Origin of the sequence: Pseudomonas sp. W2I6 (assembly GCF_030815935.1) — a bacterium.
Classification (GTDB): domain Bacteria; phylum Pseudomonadota; class Gammaproteobacteria; order Pseudomonadales; family Pseudomonadaceae; genus Aquipseudomonas.
This window is the reverse complement of the sequence record NZ_JAUSXJ010000001.1, coordinates 2,516,716-2,538,526: the sequence shown is the minus strand read 5'-3', so window position 1 is coordinate 2,538,526 and position 21,811 is coordinate 2,516,716. Positions and strand designations below refer to the sequence as shown.

Genomic DNA, 21,811 nt, shown 5'->3' with positions numbered 1-21,811 from the left:
GACGCTTGGGAGAAACGTGATTTATACAAGTGCAATAAAAACTAAGGAAGGTCACCGTGAAAAAAGCAAAACGAGGGTTTCAATCCGCCATCCCAACAGGCCCGGGCTACCCGCTCAAGGCCCTGAGCTGCGTGCCATACGGCGCGTTGCTGTGTTGCCTGGCCAGCCTGGGTACCGCCCAGGCCGCACCCTACGTGGAAACCGGAAAACTGGGAGATGCTGCCAGTTGGCGCAGTAATGAATTCAAGGCCGATTGGGGCCTGGGCGCCGTGCATGCAGATGCCGCCTACGCCGCCGGCTACACCGGCAAGGGCGTGAAGCTGGGGATCTTCGACCAGCCGGTGTATGCCCAGCATCCGGAATTCGCCAGCCCCGGCAAAGTCGTCACGATCGTGACCGAAGGCATTCGCCAATACACCGACCCGTACATCCCGGTGAAGGCCGGGGATGCGTTTCGCTACGACGGCACGCCTTCCCTGGGTTCCAACGGCAAGCTCGGCAATCACGGCACGCACGTAGGCGGCATCGCCGCGGGTAACCGCGACGGCGGGCCAATGCACGGCGTGGCGTTCGATGCGCAGATTATCAGCGCCGAAAACGGTGACCCGGGCCCCGAAGACGGGATTATCCTGGGCAACGACGGTGCGGTCTACAAAGCCGGTTGGGACGCGCTGGTGGCCAGCGGCGCACGCATTATCAACAACAGCTGGGGCATCGGCATCGGTGACCAGTACGCCAAGGGTGGACGTGACCCGGCATTCCCCAACTTCACGGTCAATGAAGCCCAGGCGCAGTTCAATAACATTCGGCCGATCCTTGGGACGATCGCAGGTGGCGCTTATCAGGGCGCCATTGATGCGGCCCGCAGCGGCGTGCTGACGATCTTTGCCGCCGGCAACGACTACAACCGCAACAACCCGGATGCGATCTCGGGCCTGGCGTACTTCGTGCCGGAGATTGCACCCAACTGGCTGTCGGTGGCGGCCTTGCAACAGAATCCCGACACCGCCAGTTCCGATCCTTACGTGATCAGTACGTTTTCCTCGCGCTGCGGGTATGCCGCCAGCTTTTGCGTCGCGGCCCCTGGCACCAAGATCTACAGCTCGGTGATCAACGGCACCTCCCTGGAAAACCTGACCACCGACTACGCCAATTTCAACGGCACCTCCATGGCCGCGCCGCATGTGGCCGGCAGTGCAGCGGTGTTGATGGAGCGCTTCCCGTACATGAGCGGCGACCAGATCTCCACGCTGCTGAAAACCACCGCGACCGACCTCGGCGCACCGGGCATCGACTCGCTGTACGGTTGGGGCATGATCAACCTGGGCAAGGCCATCAACGGCCCGGGGATGTTTGTGACGGCTGAGGATATCCCGGCGGAGTTTCGTATCGACGGCGCCTACGGCTCCGGCCAGTTTGTCGCAGACCTGCCAGGGATTGGCGCCGTGGTGGATGCCGGCAAACCGACCCAGCGCACGTGCACCGATGTGCATTGCGGGCTGGATGTGTGGAGCAACGATATCTCCGGGCATGGCGGCCTGACCAAGCAGGGCATTGGCGCGCTGGTACTGACCGGCACCAACACCTACAGCGGCCCGACCCTGGTCAACCAAGGGTTGCTGGCGATCAATGGCTCGATCACCTCCAACGTTACCGTCAGCAGCAGCGGCGTAGTGGGTGGTTCCGGGCGCATTGGTTCGCTGACAGCGAACAGCGGCGGTACCGTGGCGCCGGGCAATTCCATCGGCACCCTGAACGTGGCCGGGGATGTGAGCTTCGCGGCGGGCTCCACCTATGCGGTGGAGTTGTCGGCCACCAACAGTGATCGCATCGTCGCCGGTGGCAAGGCCACCCTCAGCGGCGGCACGGTGACCCTGGCCCTGGAAAACAGCCCGACGCTGTTGACCCAGACCCAGGCGGAAAGCCTGATCGGTCGCCAGTACAACATCCTGCAGGCTGCAGGCGGGATTACCGGCAGCTTCGGTTCGGTGCTGCCCAACTATCTGTTTATCGGCGGCACCCTGAACTACGCCGCCGACGGCGTGCAGCTGGATGTGGGGCGCAATGCCAACACCTTTGCCAGTGTGGCCGCCACCCCGAACCAACGTTCGGTGGCCGCTGCTGCCGAGCAGTTGGGCGCGGGCAACGCCGTGTACGAAAGCCTGTTGCTGGCGCCGAATGCGGCCTCGGCCCAGGGTGCATTCCAGCAGCTGTCCGGGGAAATCTACCCGGCGCTGGAAACCGCGTTGGTGAATGACAACCGCTACCTGCGCGAAGCCGTGGGCGAGCGTTTGCAGCAAGGGGCAATGGGCGCATCGAGCCAGACCGTCGACAGCCGTGGCAACGTCTGGGTCAAGGCGCTGGGCGCCTGGGGCAAGACCAACAGCGGCAACGATACGGCGGGCTACACCACCTCCATCGGCGGCATGCTGGCGGGTGTGGACGGCGCGCTGGATGAAGACACCCGTGTAGGCCTGGTGGCGGGGTACAGCGACACGTCGCTGAACATGGGCAGCGACACCCATTCCCGGGCATCGGTGGACAGCTATCACCTGGGTGCGTATGCCGGGCATGAAATCGGTGCCTTGCGCTTGAGCGGTGGTGCGACCTACAGCTGGCACCGCGCCGATGTGAAGCGCGAGCTGCAATACGGTGAAGTCGCTGGCAAGCAGAAAGCCAAGGTGGATGCCCGCAGTACCCAGGTGTTTACCGAAGCGGCGTATCGCCTGAACCTGCAACCCCTGGCCCTGGAACCGTTCGCCAACCTGGCGTACGTGCATCTGGATGCCGATGGGTTTACCGAGAAGGGTGATGCGGCGGCCTTGAAGGGCCGGGATGACAGCCGCGATGTGGTGTTGAGTACCCTGGGTGCTCGAGCGCTGAAAACCTTGAATATCAATGACCATCAGCAACTGGAGCTTTCCGGCACCCTGGGTTGGCAGCACAACCTGAGCAGCGTCGATTCCGAGCGGCACCTGGCGTTTGCCTCGGGCGGCCCTTCGTTCACTGTGGAGAGTTCGTCGATGGTGCGTGATGCGGCATTGGTGGGGGCGCGGGTCAGCCTGGCGTTGAGCAAGGATGCGAAGGTGAATCTGGATTACAACGGCCTGCTGGCCAGCAAGGAGAAAGTCCATGGGGTGGGTTTGAGCCTGGACTGGGCTTTCTAAACACTGCGGTTCGAAATGTGGGAGCGGGCTTGCTCGCGAAAGCGGTGTACCAGTCGGTGGATGGGTTGACTGATCCACCGCCTTCGCGAGCAAGCCCGCTCCCACATTGATCCGGTTCCAATCGTCCATTTGTGCAGATTCGGCTTTCTCGACAATTCCGACAAAAGAGAGGCAATACCATGGGTGTTTTCGACTATAAAAACCTCGGCACCGAGGGCTCCAAAGCGTTGTTCGCCGATGCCATGGCGATCACGCTGTACTCCTATCACAATCTGGACAACGGCTTTGCCGTGGGTTACCAGCACAACGGTTTTGGCCTGGGGCTGCCCGCCACTCTGGTGGGCGCGTTGCTGGGCAGCACCGATTCACAGGGGGTTATTCCAGGGATTCCCTGGAACCCCGACTCGGAAAAAGCCGCCCTTGAGGCGGTCAACAAGGCCGGCTGGACGCCCATCAGCGCCAGTACCCTGGGCTACGGCGGCAAGGTGGACGCCCGGGGCACGTTCTTCGGTGAAAAGCCCGGCTACACCACAGCGCAGGTGGAAGTGCTGGGCAAGTACGATGGCGACGGCAAGCTGCTGGAAATCGGCATTGGTTTTCGCGGGACTTCGGGGCCTCGGGAAACCTTGATCAGCGACTCCATCGGCGATCTGGTCAGTGACCTGCTGGCGGCGCTGGGGCCCAAGGACTACGCGAAAAACTACGCCGGCGAAGCCTTCGGCACCTTGCTCAAGGATGTCGCGGCGTATGCCGGCAGTCATGGCCTGACGGGCAAGGACGTGGTGGTCAGCGGTCATAGCCTGGGTGGCCTGGCGGTCAACAGCATGGCCGACCTGAGCGGCAATAAATGGTCGGGGTTCTACAAGGACTCCAACTATGTGGCCTATGCCTCGCCAACCCAGAGTGCCGGCGACAAGGTGCTGAACATCGGTTATGAAAACGACCCGGTGTTTCGCGCGCTGGACGGCTCGTCGTTCAACTTCTCGTCACTGGGCGTGCACGACAAGCCCCATGAGTCGACCACGGACAATATCGTCAGCTTCAACGATCACTACGCGTCGACGCTGTGGAATGTCCTGCCGTTTTCCATCGTCAATGTTCCCACCTGGCTTTCTCATTTGCCCACCGGGTATGGGGATGGCATGACGCGGGTCCTGGACTCGCAGTTCTACGACCTGACCAGCCGGGACTCGACGATTATCGTGGCCAACCTGTCGGACCCGGCCCGGGCCAATACCTGGGTGCAGGACCTCAACCGCAATGCCGAGCCGCACAAGGGCAACACGTTCATCATCGGCAGTGATGGCGATGACTTGATCCAGGGTGGCAAGGGCGTGGATTTCATCGAGGGCGGCAAGGGCAATGACACTATCCGCGACAACAGCGGGCATAACACCTTTCTGTTCGGCGGGCAGTTTGGGCAGGACCGGGTGATTGGTTATCAGCCGACCGACAAGCTGGTGTTCCGGGGTGTGGAGGGCAGTGCGGACTGGCGTGACCACGCCAAGGTGGTGGGGGGCGATACCGTGCTGAGTTTTGGCGCGGACTCGGTGACGCTGGTTGGCGTTGGGCTCGCCGGGGTTTGGGGCGATGGGGTTTCCATCGGCTAAGTAGCGCCACGGATTGATCGTTCCCACGCTCTGCGTGGGAACGCCGCCCCGGACGCTCTGCGTCCAACGGCCAACCCACGGTTCATGTCTTGCGCAGTGGTGACGCGGAGCGTCACGGGATGCATTCCCACGTAGAACGTGGGAACGATCATGGCAAAGAAAAGTGGGAGCCGACGGGCTCCCACTTTTTATTTCTCCTTCATCACGGTCGCGACGTCATCGGCCTTGACGCGAATATGCTTGCCGGCGATATCGGTGAATTCGTAGAAGCCATCGGCGGTTTTCGCGTTGGGCACGTCCTTGGTCAGGTATTGAGTGCCGTTCTGCAACGTCACCACCGTCTGCGTGGAGCAACCGGCCAATACCAGCAACGTGAACATACCCACCGCCAGACCCAAATTCTTCATGCTCATAACCCTTACCCTGATCCTTCGAAAACCCCGCACCTGAGCGGTCGGGGGAGACTCATTTAATGTGGCTGACAGCCATCTGATCATTATTACGCAAAAAGTTGCGTGTGCCTTTGATCTATTACTGATTGCAACAGTCGGTCAGGGACGGCACTCTGTATGCATAAACAGTGGTTGATCCAGTGCCTGAAATGTCCAATCCCCTAGAAGATCCGCTCTATTACCTGCATAACTTCCGCCAAGTGCTCGCCTGGCTGGGGCAGCGTTATGCCGATTTGCTGGCCCCGGACGAAGAGCATTTCATTCAGCAATTTGACAGCTTGCCGCAGGCTTCCCAGGCGTTACTGGTACGCATGGTGATGCGCAAGGGCGCGCATTTCCGGGCGGGCAAGCTCAACTATGTCGAGATCGGCGCGGTACACGAGGCGGTTGTGCCTTTGCTGGAACAGGGTTGGGTGACGGATCAATGCCTGTTGTCGTTCGCCGAGTTGTTCGGCCTGTTGCAGAAAGCGGAAATCCTGGCGGCGTTCAAACCCTGGATCGAGCAACCCAAGGCCAGGAAGGCTGACTGGCTGGAAACGCTGTCAACGCAGTTTTGTGAACTGCGTCACTTCCAGCACTGGTGCCCGGACCTGGCCGATCAGCTTTACAGCCTCACCGTGATGGAACTGTGCGACCGCCTGCGCCTGATGTTCTTCGGTAATCTCTATCAGGACTGGTCGGAATTTGTGTTGGCGGACCTGGGGATCTTTACCTACGAGAAAGTCGAATTCTGCGCCGAATCCCGCGGTTTGCGCAGCCGTGACGATGTGCACGGCTTCCTGTTCCTGCATCAGTGCCAGCAGGCCTTTGAAGCGGGCGAGGCACTCGATGGCGTGCTGGAACAAATCGCTACCTTGCACACCGACAACCCCTGGCTGGAGAAACGTCGGGCCAAGCTGTTGTTCCAGGTGGGCCAGTATTGTGAGCGCAGCGCCGAGTTGGCCCTGGCGGAAGCTATCTACCGGGGCTGCACCTATCCCGGCGCACGGGCGCGGCTGATCCGGGTGCTGGAGCGCCAGGAGGATTTTGCCCAGGCGATGGGGCTGGCCCGTGAGGCGCAACAGGCCCCGGAAAGCGCTGCCGAACAGCAGCACTTGCTGCGCGTGATACCCAGGCTGCGACGCAAGCTCGGCGAGCCGGCGCTGCCCAGGGCAAAACCCCGCGAGATCGTGCGCCTGGACCTCGAACTGCCGGCCCCGGAACCGATGATGTCGGTGGAGTATTGCGTACAGGCGCACCTCAGCGACCATGGTGCACCCGTGCATTACGTCGAGAACAGCCTGATCAATTCGCTGTTTGGCCTGCTGTGCTGGCCGGCGATTTTCGCGCCGTTGCCGGGGTCGTTTTTCCACCCGTTCCAGCGCGGGCCGGTAGACCTGCACAGCGAGGATTTTCATCTGCGGCGCGCCGAGCTGTTCGCCGAGTGCCTGGGCCAACTGGACGATGGGCGCTACAAGCACACCATTCGCCAGCGTTATGTAGACAAATGGGGCATCCAGTCACCCTTCGTGTTCTGGAACGTGCTCAGCGAAGAACTGCTCGATCAGGCCCTCGACTGCCTGCCAGCGGCGCACCTGCGCCACTGGTTCGAACGCCTGCTGCTGGATATCCGCGCCAACCGCGCCGGCATGCCCGACCTGATCCAGTTCTGGCCCGAAGAAAAAACCTACCGCATGATCGAAGTCAAAGGCCCCGGTGATCGCCTGCAGGACAACCAGTTGCGCTGGCTGGAGTTCTGCGGCGAACACCAGATGCCCGTCACCGTGTGTTATGTGCGCTGGGCGGGGCAGGCCGCTTGAGCTACAGCGTTGCGGTGCGTGCGTTATGTGAATTCACCGCCAAGGTCGGCGACCTCGACCTGCGCTTTACCCCGTCTCCCAGTGCCCAGGAAGGGATTGTCGGCCACCGCACCGTGGCCTCGCGGCGCAGCGCCCATTACCAGAATGAAGTCGCGCTGGAGGGCGAATACCAGCAGTTGAAAGTCCGGGGCAGGGCGGATGGCTACGACCCGGACCGCAACCAGCTGGAAGAGGTGAAAACCTATCGCGGCGACCTGGACAAACAACCGGCCAACCACCGGCAACTGCATTGGGCCCAGGTCAAGGTCTACGGCTGGTTGATGTGTCAGAAGCTCGGGTTGTCGGAGATTGTCCTGGCGCTGGTGTACTTCGACATTGTCGGCGAGCAAGAGACGCTGCTCAGCCAACGGTTTCAGGCTGATGACCTGCAGGCATTCTTCGTGCAGCAATGCACCCTGTTCCTCGGCTGGGCCGAACAGGAAATGCACCAGCGCGAAGCCCGCAATGCCGCAGCGGTTGCCCTGGGCTTTCCCCATGCGGCGTTTCGCCCGGGCCAGCGCGCCCTGGCGGAAACGGTCTACAAGGCGGTCAGCACCGGCCGCTGCCTGATGGCCCAGGCGCCTACCGGGATTGGCAAGACCGTCGGCACGATTTTCCCGATGCTCAAGGCCATGGCGCCACAACAGCTGGACAAGGTGTTCTTCCTGACCGCCAAGACCCCGGGCCGCAAACTCGCGCTGGATGCGGCGCAGGTGCTGTATGACAGCAGCCCCGATCTGCCATTGCGGGTGCTGGAGCTGGTGGCGCGGGACAAGGCCTGCGAACACCTGGACAAAGCCTGCCACGGCGACTCCTGCCCACTGGCGAAGGGTTTTTATGACCGCTTGCCGGCGGCACGCGAAGCTGCTTCCCGCGTGCGCCTGCTGGACCAGCGCAACCTGCGGGAAGTCGCCTTGGCCCATGACGTCTGCCCCTATTACCTGAGCCAGGAAATGGCACGCTGGGCCGACGTGGTGGTCGCCGACTACAACTATTACTTCGACTTCGGCGCCATGTTGTTCGGCCTGGCCCAGCTCAACCAGTGGCGCGTCGCGGTGCTGGTGGACGAAGCCCACAACCTGGTGGAGCGTGGCCGCTCGATGTACAGCGCGGCCCTCGACCAGTACACGCTCAAGACCCTGCGCGAGATCGCACCCGAGCCGCTGAAAAAGCCGCTCCAGCGCCTGAACCGCGAGTGGAATGCCCTGCACAAGGAGCAAGTGGCGCCTTATCAGGCCTACGCCCAGAAACCCGACAGACTGCTGCAGGCGCTGAGCCTGTGCACCAGCGCCATGGGTGAATATTTCAACGACCATCCCGAAGCACTCAATGGCGAACTGCAAGCCTTCTACTTCGAGGCCTTGCAGTTTGCCAGGGTCGCCGAGCTGTTCAACGAACACTTCATTTTCGACATCAGCAAACGCGAACTCAGCGGCAAGCGCAGTTCATCAAACCTGTGCCTGCGTAACGTGGTGCCCGCCGAATTCATTCGGCCCCGGCTGACGGCGGCCCGCAGCAGCGTGCTGTTTTCCGCAACCCTGAGCCCGCGGCACTACTACGCGGACTTGCTGGGGATGCCGCCTGACACCGCCTGGGTGGATGTGGAATCGCCGTTCAAGGCCGAGCAGCTGCGGGTGCATATCGTCGACCGGATCTCCACCCGGTTTGTGCATCGCCAGGCGTCCCTGGAGCCCATCGTCGAGCTGATTGCAGCGCAGTTTGCCCAGGCTCCGGGCAACTACCTGGCGTTTTTCAGCAGCTTCGATTATCTGCAGCAAGTGGCGCATTTGCTTGCCGAGCGGCACCCGCGCATCCCGCTGTGGCAGCAGTCACGAGGCATGGCCGAGGCTGAACGCCAGGCATTTCTCGACCAGTTCACCCAGCACAGTCAGGGCATCGGGTTTGCCGTGCTTGGCGGCGCATTCGGCGAAGGCATCGACCTGCCGGGCACCCGGCTGATCGGCGCGTTTATCGCCACCCTGGGCCTGGCGCAACTCAACCCGGTGAACGAGCAGCTCAAGCTGCGGATGGGCGCGATTTTCGGCGCCGGTTATGACTACACCTACCTTTATCCGGGCATCCAGAAGGTGGTGCAAGCCGCGGGCCGGGTGATCCGCAGCCAGCAGGACCGAGGGGTGGTAATGCTGATTGATGACCGGTTTGGCGAAGCGCGGGTGCGGCAGTTATTGCCGCGCTGGTGGTCGATCACTGCGGCGGATACACCGCATCCCGCAACTGGTGGGTGAACTGGCCGGACATGCCTTCGTAAGCCGTATTGGTCAGCGCCACCACCGTAAGCTTCTGCTGTGGGTCGACAAACCAGCTGTGACCGTAGGCGCCGCCCCATTCAAAGGTGCCCCGGGATTGCGGTGTGCCTGTCAACGCCGGGTCATCCAGCACCGCCCAGCCATAACCGAACCCCCAGCCCGGGTCCTGGGTTTGCGCCTTGGCGCCGACCGAATCGGTGACCATCAACTGCACGCTGTGTGCCGACAGGATCGGAGCGCCGCCCCGGCGAATGGTTTCCAGGAACCGCGCAATATCACCTGCCGTCCCGGCCATGCCTGCGCCGCCGGAAGGGTAGGCCTGGGGATCGAGAATCCGCCGCACATCAAACAGCGCGGTGCTGTTGCCCGAAGTGATCGTGGCCTTGTCGACCATGCGCAACGGCTGCGGTGATCCATCCTGATACGCGGCGGCCAGCCGCGTGAGGTCGGTCACGGCAAACCCGGTATCGCGCAGGCCCAGAGGCCCGGTCACCGACTCGTGGATCAATTCCGGCAAGCGCTGGCCCGACGCCTCTTCCAGCACCGCACCCAGCACATCGGTGGCCATCGAATACTGCCAGCGGGTACCCGGCGGGTAACTCAAGGGCACGCTGGCGATGCGCTTCAGGTTCTCGGCAAAGCTGATTTCCGGCTCGCCCAAACCATCGGAAACCCCGGCGGTGCGGTAGGGTCCGTGCGGGCTTTCCAGAAATCCGTAGCTCAGGCCGGCTGTGTGGTTAAGCAACTGGCTGACGGTGATCACCGGGATGGTGCCATCCGCCAGCTTGGGATTGAAGTCGGGCAGCCAGCGGCTGACCGGATCGTCCAGGCCCAAGCGACCTTGTTCCACCAGGTGCATCGCGGCGGCGGATACCAGCGGTTTGGTCACCGATGCCAGGCGAAAGATCGTGTCCTCTGTCATCGGGCGCCCGTCTTCGCGGTCCGCCAAGCCGGCAGCACGGTGATAAACCAGCTGCCCGTCCCGCAGCACCAGCACCACGGTGCCCACCAGGCGATTGTCGGCAATGGCGCTGTCGACCACCGCATCCACGCGCTTGGCGAGCAGTGGGTCGTGGCTGTCGGCGCAGGCGAGGGTGGCGCAAAGGGAGGCGGCAAGGGGCACGAGGTATCTGGCAGGAGGCTGCATGGTTCAGGTCGCTCATTGGCAGTGCATGACTGCCAAATATGAACGCTGGGGTCCCGGACTACAACGTGACATTGCACAACTGCTGACTCACTGCCCATAAGCGTTCGGCCTGCTCCGGGTCGACAGCCCAGGGCCATACGCCGTTACGGCTGGTGTCATCCTGCGACCAAGCGGCCACATCGCAATCTTCGCAGTAGAGTCCGCCCATGCCCTCCAGTTGCGGGCTGACAGCGCACCACACCGAGGTCGCGGCGCCTTGCTCGGGGCTCTTGTAGTGACTGGCGCGGCGGATATTGCCGTGCTCATCCAGTGCGCCGACGAATGCCAGGTCGTCCTTGTCCAGGTAGCGGATCAGGTCGGTGAGGATTTCCCCCGGGTGCACGGAAAATGCGCGCACACCCTCCGCTTTACCTCGTCGGTCCAGTGCTACCGCGAACAGTGCGTTGGCGGTTTTTGATTGGCCGTAGGCGAGCCACTTGTCATAGGGGCGGTGTTCAAATTGCGGGTCATCGAAATGCACAGGGCTGAGACGATGGCCGAGGGATGATACCGAAACCACTCGTGCGCCATTAGCCTCACGCAGCGCCGGCCACAACCGCGCGGTTAGCTGGAAGTGGCCCAGGTGGTTGGTGGCGAACTGCGCTTCGAAACCTCGCGTATCCCGTTGCAGTGGTGTGGCCATGATTCCGGCGCTATTGATCAGAAGGTTCAATGCCCGGTCGCTGGCGAGGAAGTTTTCGGCAAAACGGTCGATGGAAATCGGGTCGAGTAAATCCAGGCTGGCGTGTTCAACACCGATGATGCCCGAGAGGTTGCGTTCGGCCTTTTCAGGATCCCGCGCGGGAACGATCACCTGCGCACCCGCGTCGACCAACACGCGAACCGTTTCCAGGCCAATGCCGGAGTAGCCACCGGTGACAATCACCGTCTTGCCTTGCAAATCGCTGCCCGCCAAGGCTTGCTGGGCGGTAGTGCCGGCATCGAAGCCGCTGCCAATTGGGGTTTGTTTGTCAGCCATGAAAGATCTCCTTATGGGAGGCCTAGAGTCTCTCGCTGGAGCCCGGACGCGGAATGCCCTAGAGTCCGTGTTTCTGTCGCGATCGTCCGGAGCTTTTATGGATACCCTTTCCGATGTGCTGGCACTGTTAAAAAGCCATCGCTCGACCTTCGCCGGCTTGAAGGCTGGCGGCACCTGGGCCATTGACTTTGCGGCGCCGGATGGCATCAAGTTCAACGCGGTGGTGGAGGGCAGTTGCTGGCTGGAGGTGGAAGGGCTGGTGGTGCCGATACGTCTGTATGAGCGCGATTGTTTCCTGTTGACCCAGGCGCGCCCGTGGCGGCTGTCCAGCAATCTGTCCCGCGAAGGCGTTGATGCGCGTGAGGTGTATGCCGATGCGGTGGGCGGCATCGCCACGTTGGGGGACACGGTGGATCTGTTTTTGATCGCCGGGCGCTTTATCTACGGGGACGACGCCCGACTGTTGCTGGATAGCCTGCCGCCGGTGTTGCGGGTGAGTGCCAACTCCGAACAGGCCGCCGTGTTGCGTTGGTGCCTGGATCGCCTGGCCCGGGAATACGCCAGCCCGTTACAAGGCGCGGCGCTGATGACCGAGCATTTGGCGCAAATGATGCTGGTGCAAATCCTGCGGCTCTATCAATCTTCCATGGGCACCCATACCACCGGCTGGCTGGGAGCCTTGACGGATCCAAGGCTGGCCCCGGTGCTGCGGGAAATTCACGCAGCACCCGCCCGGCGCTGGACATTGAGTGAAATGGCCGGCGTGGCGAGTCAATCCCGCTCCACCTTCGCCTTGCACTTCAAGCAACGGGTAGGGCTGGCACCGCAGGAATACCTGACCCGCTGGCGTATGCACCTGGCGGTACAGGCCTTGAAAGCCAGCGACAACAGCGTGTCCACGATCGGCCAGTCCCTGGGTTATCAGTCAGACAGCGCTTTCAGCAATGCTTTCAAGCGCGTGATGGCTTGTTCTCCCCGGGAATACCGCGAGCGAACCCCACACAAGGAACCCAGTGATGAGTGAAATCCAGCAGCAGAAGGTCAAGGTCAACGGCATTGAGTTGAACGTGCACATCGCCGGCCCCGAGAGCGGCCCGCCGGTGTGGTTGCTGCATGGGTTTCCCGAGTGCTGGCACTCCTGGCGCGAGCAGATTCCGGCGCTGGTGGCCCAGGGTTATCGGGTGTTTGTCCCGGAAATGCGCGGCTATGGACAATCCAGCGCGCCGCCGGAAGTGGCCGACTATGACCTGCTGACCCTGTGCGCCGATATCCAGGGCGCCATGGACCTGTTCGGGCATCGCCGGGTCGTCATGATTGGCCATGACTGGGGCGCCGTGGTGGCCTGGCACCTGGCGTTGCTCGAGCCAGAGCGCGTCAGCCAGTTGGTGACGATGTCGGTACCGTTCGCCGGACGCTCCCGCAGGCCGGTGATCGAGATCATGCGCGAGCTGTACGCCGATCGCTTCAATTACATCCTGTACTTCCGGGCCCCAGGCGTGGCTGAAAAGGAACTGGATGCCGATATCGAGCGGACATTACGGCTGTTCATGCAGGACCAGGACGTTTTCCTGCAGAAGAAACCCGCCAGCGCGAAGCTGCTGGAAGGTGTGCCGCTGCCCGGTACGCTCCCGGCCTGGTGCAGCCAGCAGGACCTCGACGTGTATGTTCAGACCTTCGCCAATGACGGCTTTCGCGGCCCGTTGAACTGGTACCGCAACTTCGAACGCAACTGGCAGCGCACCGAGTTCCTCGCCGGCAGGCAGGTGCTGCAACCGACGCTGTTCCTGATCGGCGACCGCGACCCGGTCGGCGTGTTCGAAGCCCACACCCTCAAGCGCATGCCCGACGTCGTGCCGAACCTGCAACAAAGCGTCCTGGCCAACTGCGGCCACTGGATTCAGAACGAGCAGGGGCCCAAGGTCAACGAACTGCTGCTCGGGTTTCTAGGGCGAACGTGAACGTCGCGCCGCGTCCTGGCACATCGATCAGGCGGATTTCCTGACCGTGCAGTTGCAGGATCCGGTGCACGATGCGCAAGCCCAGGCCGCCATCGCGTCGAGCCCCACCAATGGTGAAGGCGCGCAGGAACAGACCTTCGCGCAGATCCGCCGAAATCCCGGGGCCGCTGTCGCTCACCGTGACTTCAACAAAACCGGGCTTGGGGGCCAGGGTCACTTCAACTTCGCCATTGGGCGGTGTATGGCGCAGGGCGTTATCCAGCAGGTTGGTGAGTACCCGTTCGATCAGGCCCAGGTCGGCCAATACGGTTGGCACCACCGGCGGCAGGCTGGCGGTGAGGGTGATCGCCCGGGCTTCCGCGGTCAGTTCGAACTTCTGGAAAATGTCCTGCACCAGGTCGGGTATTGAAAAGCCTTCGATGACCGGCTGCACAAACCCGTGTTCCAGGCGTACCAGTTCCAGCAGCGACTGGGCCAGCCCGCCGACCTTGCGGCTCTGGTCGAGGGCGATGCCCAGGTAACGCCGGCGTTCCTGCGGGGTCAGGCTGGCGTCTTTCAGGGACAGGGTTTCCAGGTAGCCATGCAAGGAGGCCAACGGTGTGCGCAGGTCATGGGAAATATTCGCGACCATCTCCCGGCGTTCCTGCTCTTGGTGGGTGATGGCGCGCCACTGTTCACCCAGGCGGTTCTCCATCTGCACGAAGGCGTGGTCGAGCACGGCGATTTCATCCTGGCTGGCAACCTCGGGCGCCACGGCCTGCGGGACTTTCGGTGCGCCGTTGATGTCGAACTGGCCGACCTTCTCGGTCAGTTGCCGCAAGGGCCGGGTGATCCAGGCGAACGCGGTCAAACCCGCGAGCAAGCACAACAATGCCACCAGGGCGATGGACCACAGGGCGATGTTCAGTGCCATGCCGGTGGCATCCCGGGCGTCGAACACATCATGGGCTTCGCCCAGCAGCACCACATACAGGTAGCCGGTCTGCTGGCCGTTGACCCGCAGCGGCGCGGCGCTGAACACCTTGAGGCCGTCGACGCTGCGTGGGTCGTCGCCGAGGATCGGCAGCATCGCGCCGCTGAGGAAGCGGCGCACCGGTTCCAGGTTGACCTGGTCGCGGCGCAGGTGGCCGCTGGGCGCAGCGTTGCCGACCACGCGCCCGTTAATGTCCAGCAGGTACACCTCGACACTCGGGTTTACCAGCATCAACTGGCTGAACAGGTTGCGCACCGCGTCCGGCTTGAGACCGTCGGCGTCCATCAACTGCGTATCCCGGGCGATGTGCGCGGCGAGGTCGCGGGACAGGCCTTGCACCACTTCCAGTTCATGCATGTGGTTGGAGCGCACTTGCAGCCAGGCCGACGTGCCGCTGCAAATCAGCAGCAACAGCGCGAACACCAGGGACAGGCGCTGGGTAAGGGTCAGCCTCATGCCGATTGCTCGGCAAACTTGTAGCCACGGCCCCACACCGTGAGGATGCGCGCCGGGTTGGCCGGATCGGCCTCGACCTTGGCCCGCAGGCGGTTTATATGGGTGTTGACGGTGTGTTCGTAACCTTCGTGGCTGTAGCCCCACACGGCGTTGAGCAGGTCCATGCGCGAGAATACCTTGCCCGGTTGGCGGGCGAAAAAGTACAGCAGGTCGAATTCCCGGGGCGTGAGGTCCAGCCGCTGGCCTTGCAGGGTGGCGTCACGGGTCAGCGGGTTGATGAACAACTGGCCGAGGTCGAGGCTGCCGGCGTCCATCTTCAAGTTGCGCGCCATGGCGTCGACCCGGCGCAGCAGCGCCTTGACCCGCGCCACCAGCTCCGGCATGGAAAACGGCTTGGCCAGGTAGTCATCCGCCCCCAGTTCCAGGCCGAGGATGCGATGCAACTCGCTGGAGCGGGCACTGGTGATAATGATCGGCGTGTAGCGCGTCATCGCCCGGGCCCGCCGGCAGATCTCCAGGCCGTCGACGCCGGGCAGCATCAGGTCCAGGATCAACGCATCCCAGCCGCCTTGCTCCAGCAGGCGCAGGCCTTCGTCACCGTCGGCACTGTGAACCACCTCGAACTGCTCGTCCCGCAGGTGCAGGCAGATCAAATCGGCAATATGGGCATCGTCCTCGACCACCAGGACACGTTTGGGCTGATCCATTGATAAAAACCTGTCTTCTTGATTCGCGCATTGTGCGGCTTTTGCAACAGTGTAGTTATCACGAATTGTTTAACTCTGCGTGAGGATTCCGCGATCACCCCGGGCCTAACCTTACTCATCGCAACGGCAAAAGTACGCCCCCCTCATTGTGGCGAGGGAGCTTGCTCCCGCTGGGTCGCGCAGCGGCCCCAAAAAAGCCGGGAGCGCTGCGCACTCCAGCGGGAGCAAGCTCCCTCGCCACAGTTTGTTTGTCAGCCATAGGGGCTTCGCCAGCCATCCGCACTTGTGTTAGGAGCAACTCATGTATTCACGTCGACAGATCCTGCTCGCCGGCGGCGGCCTCGGCCTCGCGGTAATCGCCGGTGGCCTGCTGCAAAAAATCAACGCCGGCCCCGCCCTGATCGCCGAAGCCGAAGCCGCCGAACATTTCGAAGTCAGCCACACCGACGCCGAATGGCGCACCCTGCTGACCGCCGAGCAGTACGCGATCCTGCGGGAGGAGGGCACCGAACGCCCCTACAGCAGCGCCCTCAACAGTGAACACCGCAACGGCACCTTCGCCTGCGCCGGTTGCGCTTTGCCCCTGTACGCCTCAGCCACCAAATTCGAAAGCCACACCGGCTGGCCCAGCTTCTGGCAACCCCTGGAAAACGCCGTGGCCAGCCACGTCGACACCTCCTTCGGCGTGGTACGCAAGGAAATCCACTGCCGCCGCTGCGGCGGTCATCAGGGCCACGTGTTCGATGACGGCCCGGCACCCACCGGCCTGCGCTACTGCATGAACGGCGCAGCCATGACGTTCACCGCGACTTAATTCAATGTCTTCCTATAAGGGTCTACCCCATGTGGCTTTTGGTTCTCGCATATCTGGGCGGCGTGCTGACGATTGTCAGTCCCTGCATCCTGCCGGTTCTGCCTTTTGTCTTCGCTCGCACCGGGCAGCCGTTTTTGCGCAGTGGCTTGCCGCTGCTGCTGGGGATGGCGATGACCTTCGCCCTGGTCGCCTCGCTCGCGGCGGTGGGCGGCGGTTGGGTGGTGCAAGTCAATCAGTACGGTCGCTGGCTCGCGTTGCTGTTTGTTGCGCTATTCGGGCTGACGCTGCTGCTGCCAAGCCTGTCCGAGCGCCTGACCCGGCCGCTGGTGGCCGCGGGCAGTCGCCTGTCGGAAGCCGCCGGGGCCGATTCGCGGCCGCGTCCGGGCGCATCGTTCCTGATCGGCGTGGCCACCGGGCTGCTGTGGGCGCCGTGCGCCGGGCCCATCCTCGGGCTGGTGCTGACGGGCGCCGCGCTGCAGGGCGCCAGTATCGGCACTACCTTGCTCTTGCTGGCCTACGCGGCAGGGGCTGCCACCTCCCTGGCCTTGGCGCTGCTGGTCGGCGGTAAAGTCTTCGGTTTCATGAAGCGTTCGCTGGGCGCTGGTGAATGGCTGCGTCGTGGGCTCGGCGCCCTGATGTTGGCCGGTGTGGCGGCCATCGCCCTGGGCCTGGACACCGGGATCCTGGCGCGCCTGTCGACGGCGTCAACCGGTGGCCTGGAACAAAGCCTGGTGGAGAAACTCAGCGCCAAGCCTGAACAGAAGAGCGGGGCGATGATGGCCGGCGGCGCGATGATGGCCGCCAACCACAGTGACACGCTGCCAGTGGAAGGCCAGTTGCCGCCGCTGGACGGTGCCGTGCAATGGCTCAACTCCGAGCCACTGACTGCCGAGGCGTTGAAAGGCAAGGTGGTGCTGGTGGATTTCTGGACCTACTCCTGCATCAACTGCCTGCGCACCTTGCCGTACGTCAAGGCCTGGGCCGAGAAATACCGCGACCAGGGCCTGGTGGTGATCGGTGTGCACGCTCCGGAATTCGCCTTCGAACGCGACGTGAACAACGTCACCAAGGCCATGAAGGACCTGGGCATCACTTACCCGGTGGCCATCGACAACAACTACAAGATCTGGCGCGCCTTCAACAACCAGTACTGGCCGGCGCATTACTTTGCCGATGCCAAGGGCCAGATCCGCTATCACCATTTTGGCGAGGGTGACTACGCCGAGTCCGAGCGAGTGATCCAGCAACTGCTGCGTGAGGCGGGCGCTACCAAGGTGGCGGGCGGCTTGATCGAAGCCGATGCCAAGGGCATCCAGGCCGCACCGGACATGAACGAAGTGCAGTCGCCGGAAACCTACCTGGGCTTCCAGCGCGCCGAGAACTTCGTGACCACCGGCACCCTGGGCACCGACAAGGTGGTGAACTACCCGGCAGCCGGCAACCTGGCCTTGAATAACTGGACCCTGGAAGGCCAATGGAACGTCGGCGGCCAGCAAGCCACCCTCGCAGCGGCCAACGGCAAGATCGTCTACCGCTTCCACGCCCGTGACCTGCACCTGGTGCTGGGCCCGGGCGCCGACGGCAAGCCGGTGCGCTTCAAGGTCAGCATCGACGGCCAGGCGCCGGGGGATGCCCACGGCACCGACGTCGCACCGGATGGCAGCGGCACCGTGACCGAACAACGCTTGTACCAGTTAGTGCGCCAGCCGGATGCCATCAAGGACCGTACGTTCAGCATCGAGTTTCTTGACCCACACGTGGCGGCTTACGCCTTCACCTTCGGCTAACCCGGCGACGTAACGCTTGAACTGAAAACCCAATCAATGTGGGAGCTGGCTTGCCTGCGATAGCGATGTTGAATTCACCACCGCCATCGCAGGCAAGCCAGCTCCCACAGTTGACCGCATTTATCCTGACGTTTCGGAGTGACTGAGATGAAACTGCTTAAGTACTTACCGGCCCTGGCGTTCGCCGCCTTTGTCGGCCACAGCTCGGCGTTCTCCTTCGGCCCGTCCGACGACGCCGTGGCCATCGCGCCACCGGCCATGGACCTGCCGGCAGACGCGAACAACCTGCAAACCGCGGTCTTCGCCGGCGGCTGCTTCTGGGGCGTGCAGGGTGTGTTCCAGCATGTACAAGGGGTGAAAAACGCCGTCTCCGGCTATGACGGCGGCGCGGCGAGCACCGCGCAGTACGAAAGCGTCAGCGGCGGCGACACCGGCCACGCCGAATCCGTCGCCGTGACCTACGACCCGAGCAAGGTCAGCTACGGCAAGCTGCTGCAGATCTACTTCTCGGTCGCCCACAACCCCACGGAACTCAACCGCCAGGGCCCGGACAGCGGCACCCAGTACCGCTCGGCGATCTTTGCCCAGAACGCCGAACAGCAAAAAGTCGCCCAGGCCTACATCGCCCAGCTCGACGCCGCGAAAGCCTTCGACAAGCCGATCGTGACCAAGATCGAGATGGGCAAAGCCTTCTACCCGGCGGAGTCCTATCACCAGGACTTCCTGACCGAAAACCCGTCGTACCCCTACATCGTGATCAACGATCTGCCCAAGGTGGCCCAGCTGAAAAAACTGTTCCCTGAGCAGTACCGCGCAGAACCGGTACTGGTGAAAAACCAGTAGACCTATGATCGTTCCCACTCTCGACGCTCGACGATCGTTCCCACGCTCTGCGTGGGAATGCCGCCAGGGCGCTCTGCGTCCGCTTTTGAAGTCGTGACGCGGAGCGTCACCGGATTCATTCCCACGCGGAGCGTGGGAACGATCAGCGTGGGAACGATCATCACGATCATCAGACGACTTCAAGGTAGGAGCTATGAATCGCCCGCGCCAACTCCCGCACGGTGTCGATAAAATCCGTCAACCGGCTATGCAGCCCATCCTCCAGAATCTCATCAATCCCCGTATACCTCAGCCGCGCCTCAAACTCCGCCGCCAAACGCTGGGCCGTACGCCCATAACTCCCCGGCAGGTCCGCCAGGATATGGCTCAACTCCTCGATACACGCATGCAACGAGCGCGGCACATCACTGCGCAACAGCAACAACTCCGACACCGACCGCGCATTCAGCGCATTCGGGTACAGCTCGGTATACGCCTCAAACGACGACAGCGCCCGCAACAACGCGCTCCACTGGTAATACCCGCGTGCCGAAAGGTCGCTGACTTCCTCGGACTCTTCCCCAAACATTTCATACCGCGCGTCCAGCAACCGCAACGTGTTATCCGCCCGCTCGACAAACGTCCCCAGCCGAATAAACCGATACGCATCGTTACGCATGATCGTCCCGGACGTCGCCCCACGAAACAGGTGCGAGCGCTGCTTCACCCAGTCACAAAAGTGGCTGATGCCATGCCTCGCCAACCCGCCGGCCGCAATACTGCGCATCTCCAGCCAAGTGGCGTTGAGGTTTTCCCACATATCAGCCGTGATCCGCCCCCGTACCGCATGGGCATTACCCCGTGCAGCCCGCAGGCAATTGTAGATACTGGCGGGGTTTTCCTCGTCGAGGGCGAAGAAGTGCAGCATGCGCTCGGCGTCCAGTTGCTGATGGCGCTCAAGGTAACTGTCCAGGGTGCCGCTGCTGAGCAGCGACATGGCCAACTCGTCCAGCCCGTCACTGCGCCCGGCCTGGGGCATCAACGACAGCGAATAACTGACTTCCAGCATGCGCGCCAGGTTCTCGGCACGCTCCAGGTAACGGGACATCCAATACAGATCTGCGGCGGTTCTACTCAGCATACTCAGCCCTCCACCACCCAGGTGTCCTTGGTTCCGCCGCCTTGCGACGAGTTGACGATCAATGAGCCTTCGCGCAGCGCCACGCGGGTCAAGCCACCGGGTACCAGGCGGGTTTCCTTGCCCGAGAGCACGAACGGTCGCAGGTCGATATGCCGCGGCGCGATGCCGTTTTCGACAAACGTCGGGCAAGTGGACAGGCTCAAGGTCGGTTGGGCGATGTAGGCGTGAGGGCGGGCCTTGATACGCTGGCGGAAGTCCTCGATCTCGGCCGCGCTGGACGCCGGGCCCACCAGCATGCCGTAGCCGCCGGAACCCTGGGTTTCCTTGACCACCAGTTCCGGCAGGTGCGCCAGTACGTGGGACAGCTCATCCGGCTTGCGGCACTGGAACGTCGGCACGTTTTGCAGGACCGGCTCTTCATCCAGGTAGAACCGGATCATTTCCGGCACGTACGGGTAGATCGACTTGTCGTCCGCCACGCCGGTGCCGATCGCATTCGCCAGCACTACGTTGCCCGCGCAGTACGCCGCGACCAGGCCGGGCACACCGAGCATCGAATCGGGATTGAAAGCCTGCGGGTCGAGGAAGGCATCGTCGATGCGGCGGTAGATCACATCCACGGCCTTGGGGCCGTCGGTGGTACGCATGAACACCTTGAGGTCGTGCACGAACAGGTCGGCGCCTTCCACCAGCTCCACGCCCATTTCCCGGGCCAGGAATGCATGCTCGAAGAACGCGCTGTTAAACCGGCCCGGCGTCAGCACCACCACATTCGGGTTGTCCAGGCGGCTGGAGCTTTTCAGGGTCTTGAGCAGCAGGTTGGGATAGTGGTCCACCGGGGCGATGCGTTGCTTGGCGAACACCTCGGGGAACAGGCGCATCATCATCTTGCGGTCTTCGAGCATGTAGCTCACGCCGCTGGGGGTACGCAGGTTGTCTTCGAGCACGTAGTAGGTGCCGTCGCCATCGCGCACCAGGTCGACCCCGGAGATGTGCGAGTAGATATCGCGGTGCAGGTCCAGGCCGACCATGGCTTTCTGGTATCCCTCGTTGCCCAGCACCTGATCGGCGGGAATGATCCCGGCCTTGATGATGCGTTGGTCGTGGTAGATGTCGGCAAGGAACATGTTCAGCGCATTCACCCGCTGGATACAGCCGCGCTCGATGACACTCCACTCACTGGCGGGGATGCTGCGGGGGATGATATCGAAGGGGATCAGGCGCTCGGTGTCTTGCTCGTCGCCATACAGGGTGAAGGTGATCCCGGCGCGGTGAAACAGCAGGTCGGCTTCACGGCGGCGCTGGGCGCAGCAGTTCTGGCGGCGTGTTGGCCAGCCAGCGGGAGAATTCCTGATAATGCGCACGGCAAACGCCTTGCGCGTCATTCATTTCATCAAAGAAAGATCGAGCCATTCCAATTACCTTGTCAGTGCCGGGACTAACTGCGCTTTGGCACTGCCGCTTTAGAAAACGCATTTTTTTATGAGCCCGTGGCTGATGGTGCCAGCAGGCCTGGTCCTTACTTTCTTTTGGGGTGGGCTCTGGGTCGGGGGGTAACGATTGCTCCTGTATCCGGGCAGATAAAGGACTAAAGCAATGCCTGTGCCATCCACCTGGTGGCGAGGGAGCTTGCTCCCGCTGGGCTGCGCAGCGG

Annotated in this window: 15 protein-coding genes and 1 pseudogene; 9 read left to right on the top strand and 7 right to left on the bottom strand. The window is 62.6% G+C overall.

The features are described 5' to 3' along the window. Positions 1-56 precede the first annotated feature (56 nt). Together QF039_RS11945 and QF039_RS11940 are read left to right on the top strand one after the other, a co-directional pair. A complete protein-coding gene (locus QF039_RS11945; protein ID WP_307518289.1) occupies positions 57-3,167 on the top strand; it encodes an autotransporter domain-containing protein in 3,111 nt (1,036 codons plus the stop codon). Between the two features lie 179 nt (positions 3,168-3,346). Further along, positions 3,347-4,777, top strand: coding sequence for a lipase (locus QF039_RS11940; protein WP_307518287.1), 1,431 nt, complete (start codon positions 3,347-3,349; stop codon positions 4,775-4,777). A 188-nt stretch (positions 4,778-4,965) separates the two neighbouring features. Here QF039_RS11940 and QF039_RS11935 read toward each other — a convergent pair whose 3' ends face one another. Beyond that, positions 4,966-5,190: a YgdI/YgdR family lipoprotein gene (locus QF039_RS11935; protein ID WP_102369114.1), complete on the bottom strand. Its 225-nt coding sequence runs from the start codon at positions 5,188-5,190 to the stop codon at positions 4,966-4,968. A gap of 188 nt (positions 5,191-5,378) precedes the next feature. Here QF039_RS11935 and QF039_RS11930 point away from each other — a divergent pair, with 188 nt between their 5' ends. Continuing rightward, entirely contained in the window at positions 5,379-7,028 is a 1,650-nt protein-coding gene (locus QF039_RS11930; protein WP_177117534.1) for a VRR-NUC domain-containing protein, read from the top strand. After that, on the top strand, positions 7,025-9,313 hold the full coding sequence (locus QF039_RS11925; RefSeq protein ID WP_307518283.1) for an ATP-dependent DNA helicase: 2,289 nt from the start codon (positions 7,025-7,027) through the stop codon (positions 9,311-9,313). Before QF039_RS11930 ends, QF039_RS11925 begins: the two co-directional genes overlap by 4 nt. Here the strand turns inward: QF039_RS11925 and QF039_RS11920 are convergent. Both QF039_RS11920 and QF039_RS11915 read right to left on the bottom strand, forming a co-directional pair. Further along, complete coding sequence (locus QF039_RS11920) at positions 9,273-10,481, bottom strand: serine hydrolase (RefSeq protein WP_307518281.1); 1,209 nt, start codon at positions 10,479-10,481, stop codon at positions 9,273-9,275. The genes QF039_RS11925 and QF039_RS11920 overlap by 41 nt on opposite strands. 58 nt (positions 10,482-10,539) lie before the next feature. After that, positions 10,540-11,499: an oxidoreductase gene (locus QF039_RS11915; RefSeq protein WP_307518279.1), complete on the bottom strand. Its 960-nt coding sequence runs from the start codon at positions 11,497-11,499 to the stop codon at positions 10,540-10,542. 97 nt (positions 11,500-11,596) lie between these two features. Between QF039_RS11915 and QF039_RS11910 the strand changes: the two genes are divergently transcribed. Together QF039_RS11910 and QF039_RS11905 are read left to right on the top strand one after the other, a co-directional pair. Next, positions 11,597-12,523 (top strand): AraC family transcriptional regulator, encoded by a 927-nt coding sequence (locus QF039_RS11910; protein WP_307518277.1) that lies wholly within the window; start codon positions 11,597-11,599, stop codon positions 12,521-12,523. Continuing rightward, the gene (locus tag QF039_RS11905) at positions 12,516-13,457 is read left to right on the top strand and encodes an alpha/beta fold hydrolase (RefSeq protein ID WP_307518275.1); all 942 of its coding nucleotides are present in this window, start codon (positions 12,516-12,518) and stop codon (positions 13,455-13,457) included. The genes QF039_RS11910 and QF039_RS11905 overlap by 8 nt, the downstream gene beginning before the upstream one ends. On the opposite strand, the gene QF039_RS11900 is transcribed toward QF039_RS11905, so the two are convergent. After that, positions 13,420-14,886 (bottom strand): HAMP domain-containing sensor histidine kinase, encoded by a 1,467-nt coding sequence (locus tag QF039_RS11900; protein ID WP_177047953.1) that lies wholly within the window; start codon positions 14,884-14,886, stop codon positions 13,420-13,422. The two genes, QF039_RS11905 and QF039_RS11900, sit on opposite strands and share 38 nt — an antisense overlap. Further along, entirely contained in the window at positions 14,883-15,593 is a 711-nt protein-coding gene (locus QF039_RS11895; protein WP_003217086.1) for a response regulator transcription factor, read from the bottom strand. Before QF039_RS11895 ends, QF039_RS11900 begins: the two co-directional genes overlap by 4 nt. 301 nt (positions 15,594-15,894) lie before the next feature. Here QF039_RS11895 and msrB point away from each other — a divergent pair, with 301 nt between their 5' ends. From msrB to msrA, 3 genes are all read left to right on the top strand, one after another. After that, positions 15,895-16,407 carry a peptide-methionine (R)-S-oxide reductase MsrB gene (msrB, locus tag QF039_RS11890; protein WP_003217084.1) on the top strand — a complete coding sequence of 171 codons (513 nt, stop codon included), beginning with the start codon at positions 15,895-15,897 and terminating at the stop codon, positions 16,405-16,407. Positions 16,408-16,436: 29 nt separating this feature from the next. Then, on the top strand, positions 16,437-18,194 hold the full coding sequence (locus QF039_RS11885) for a cytochrome c biogenesis protein DipZ (protein ID WP_177020837.1): 1,758 nt from the start codon (positions 16,437-16,439) through the stop codon (positions 18,192-18,194). A 147-nt stretch (positions 18,195-18,341) separates the two neighbouring features. Next, complete coding sequence (msrA, locus tag QF039_RS11880; protein ID WP_008433754.1) at positions 18,342-19,037, top strand: peptide-methionine (S)-S-oxide reductase MsrA; 696 nt, start codon at positions 18,342-18,344, stop codon at positions 19,035-19,037. 169 nt (positions 19,038-19,206) lie between these two features. Here the strand turns inward: msrA and QF039_RS11875 are convergent, their stop codons facing one another. Next, entirely contained in the window at positions 19,207-20,157 is a 951-nt protein-coding gene (locus QF039_RS11875; RefSeq protein ID WP_003217078.1) for an alpha-E domain-containing protein, read from the bottom strand. 2 nt (positions 20,158-20,159) lie between these two features. Continuing rightward, a pseudogene (locus QF039_RS11870) lies at positions 20,160-21,570 on the bottom strand (circularly permuted type 2 ATP-grasp protein). Positions 21,571-21,811: the final 241 nt, after the last annotated feature.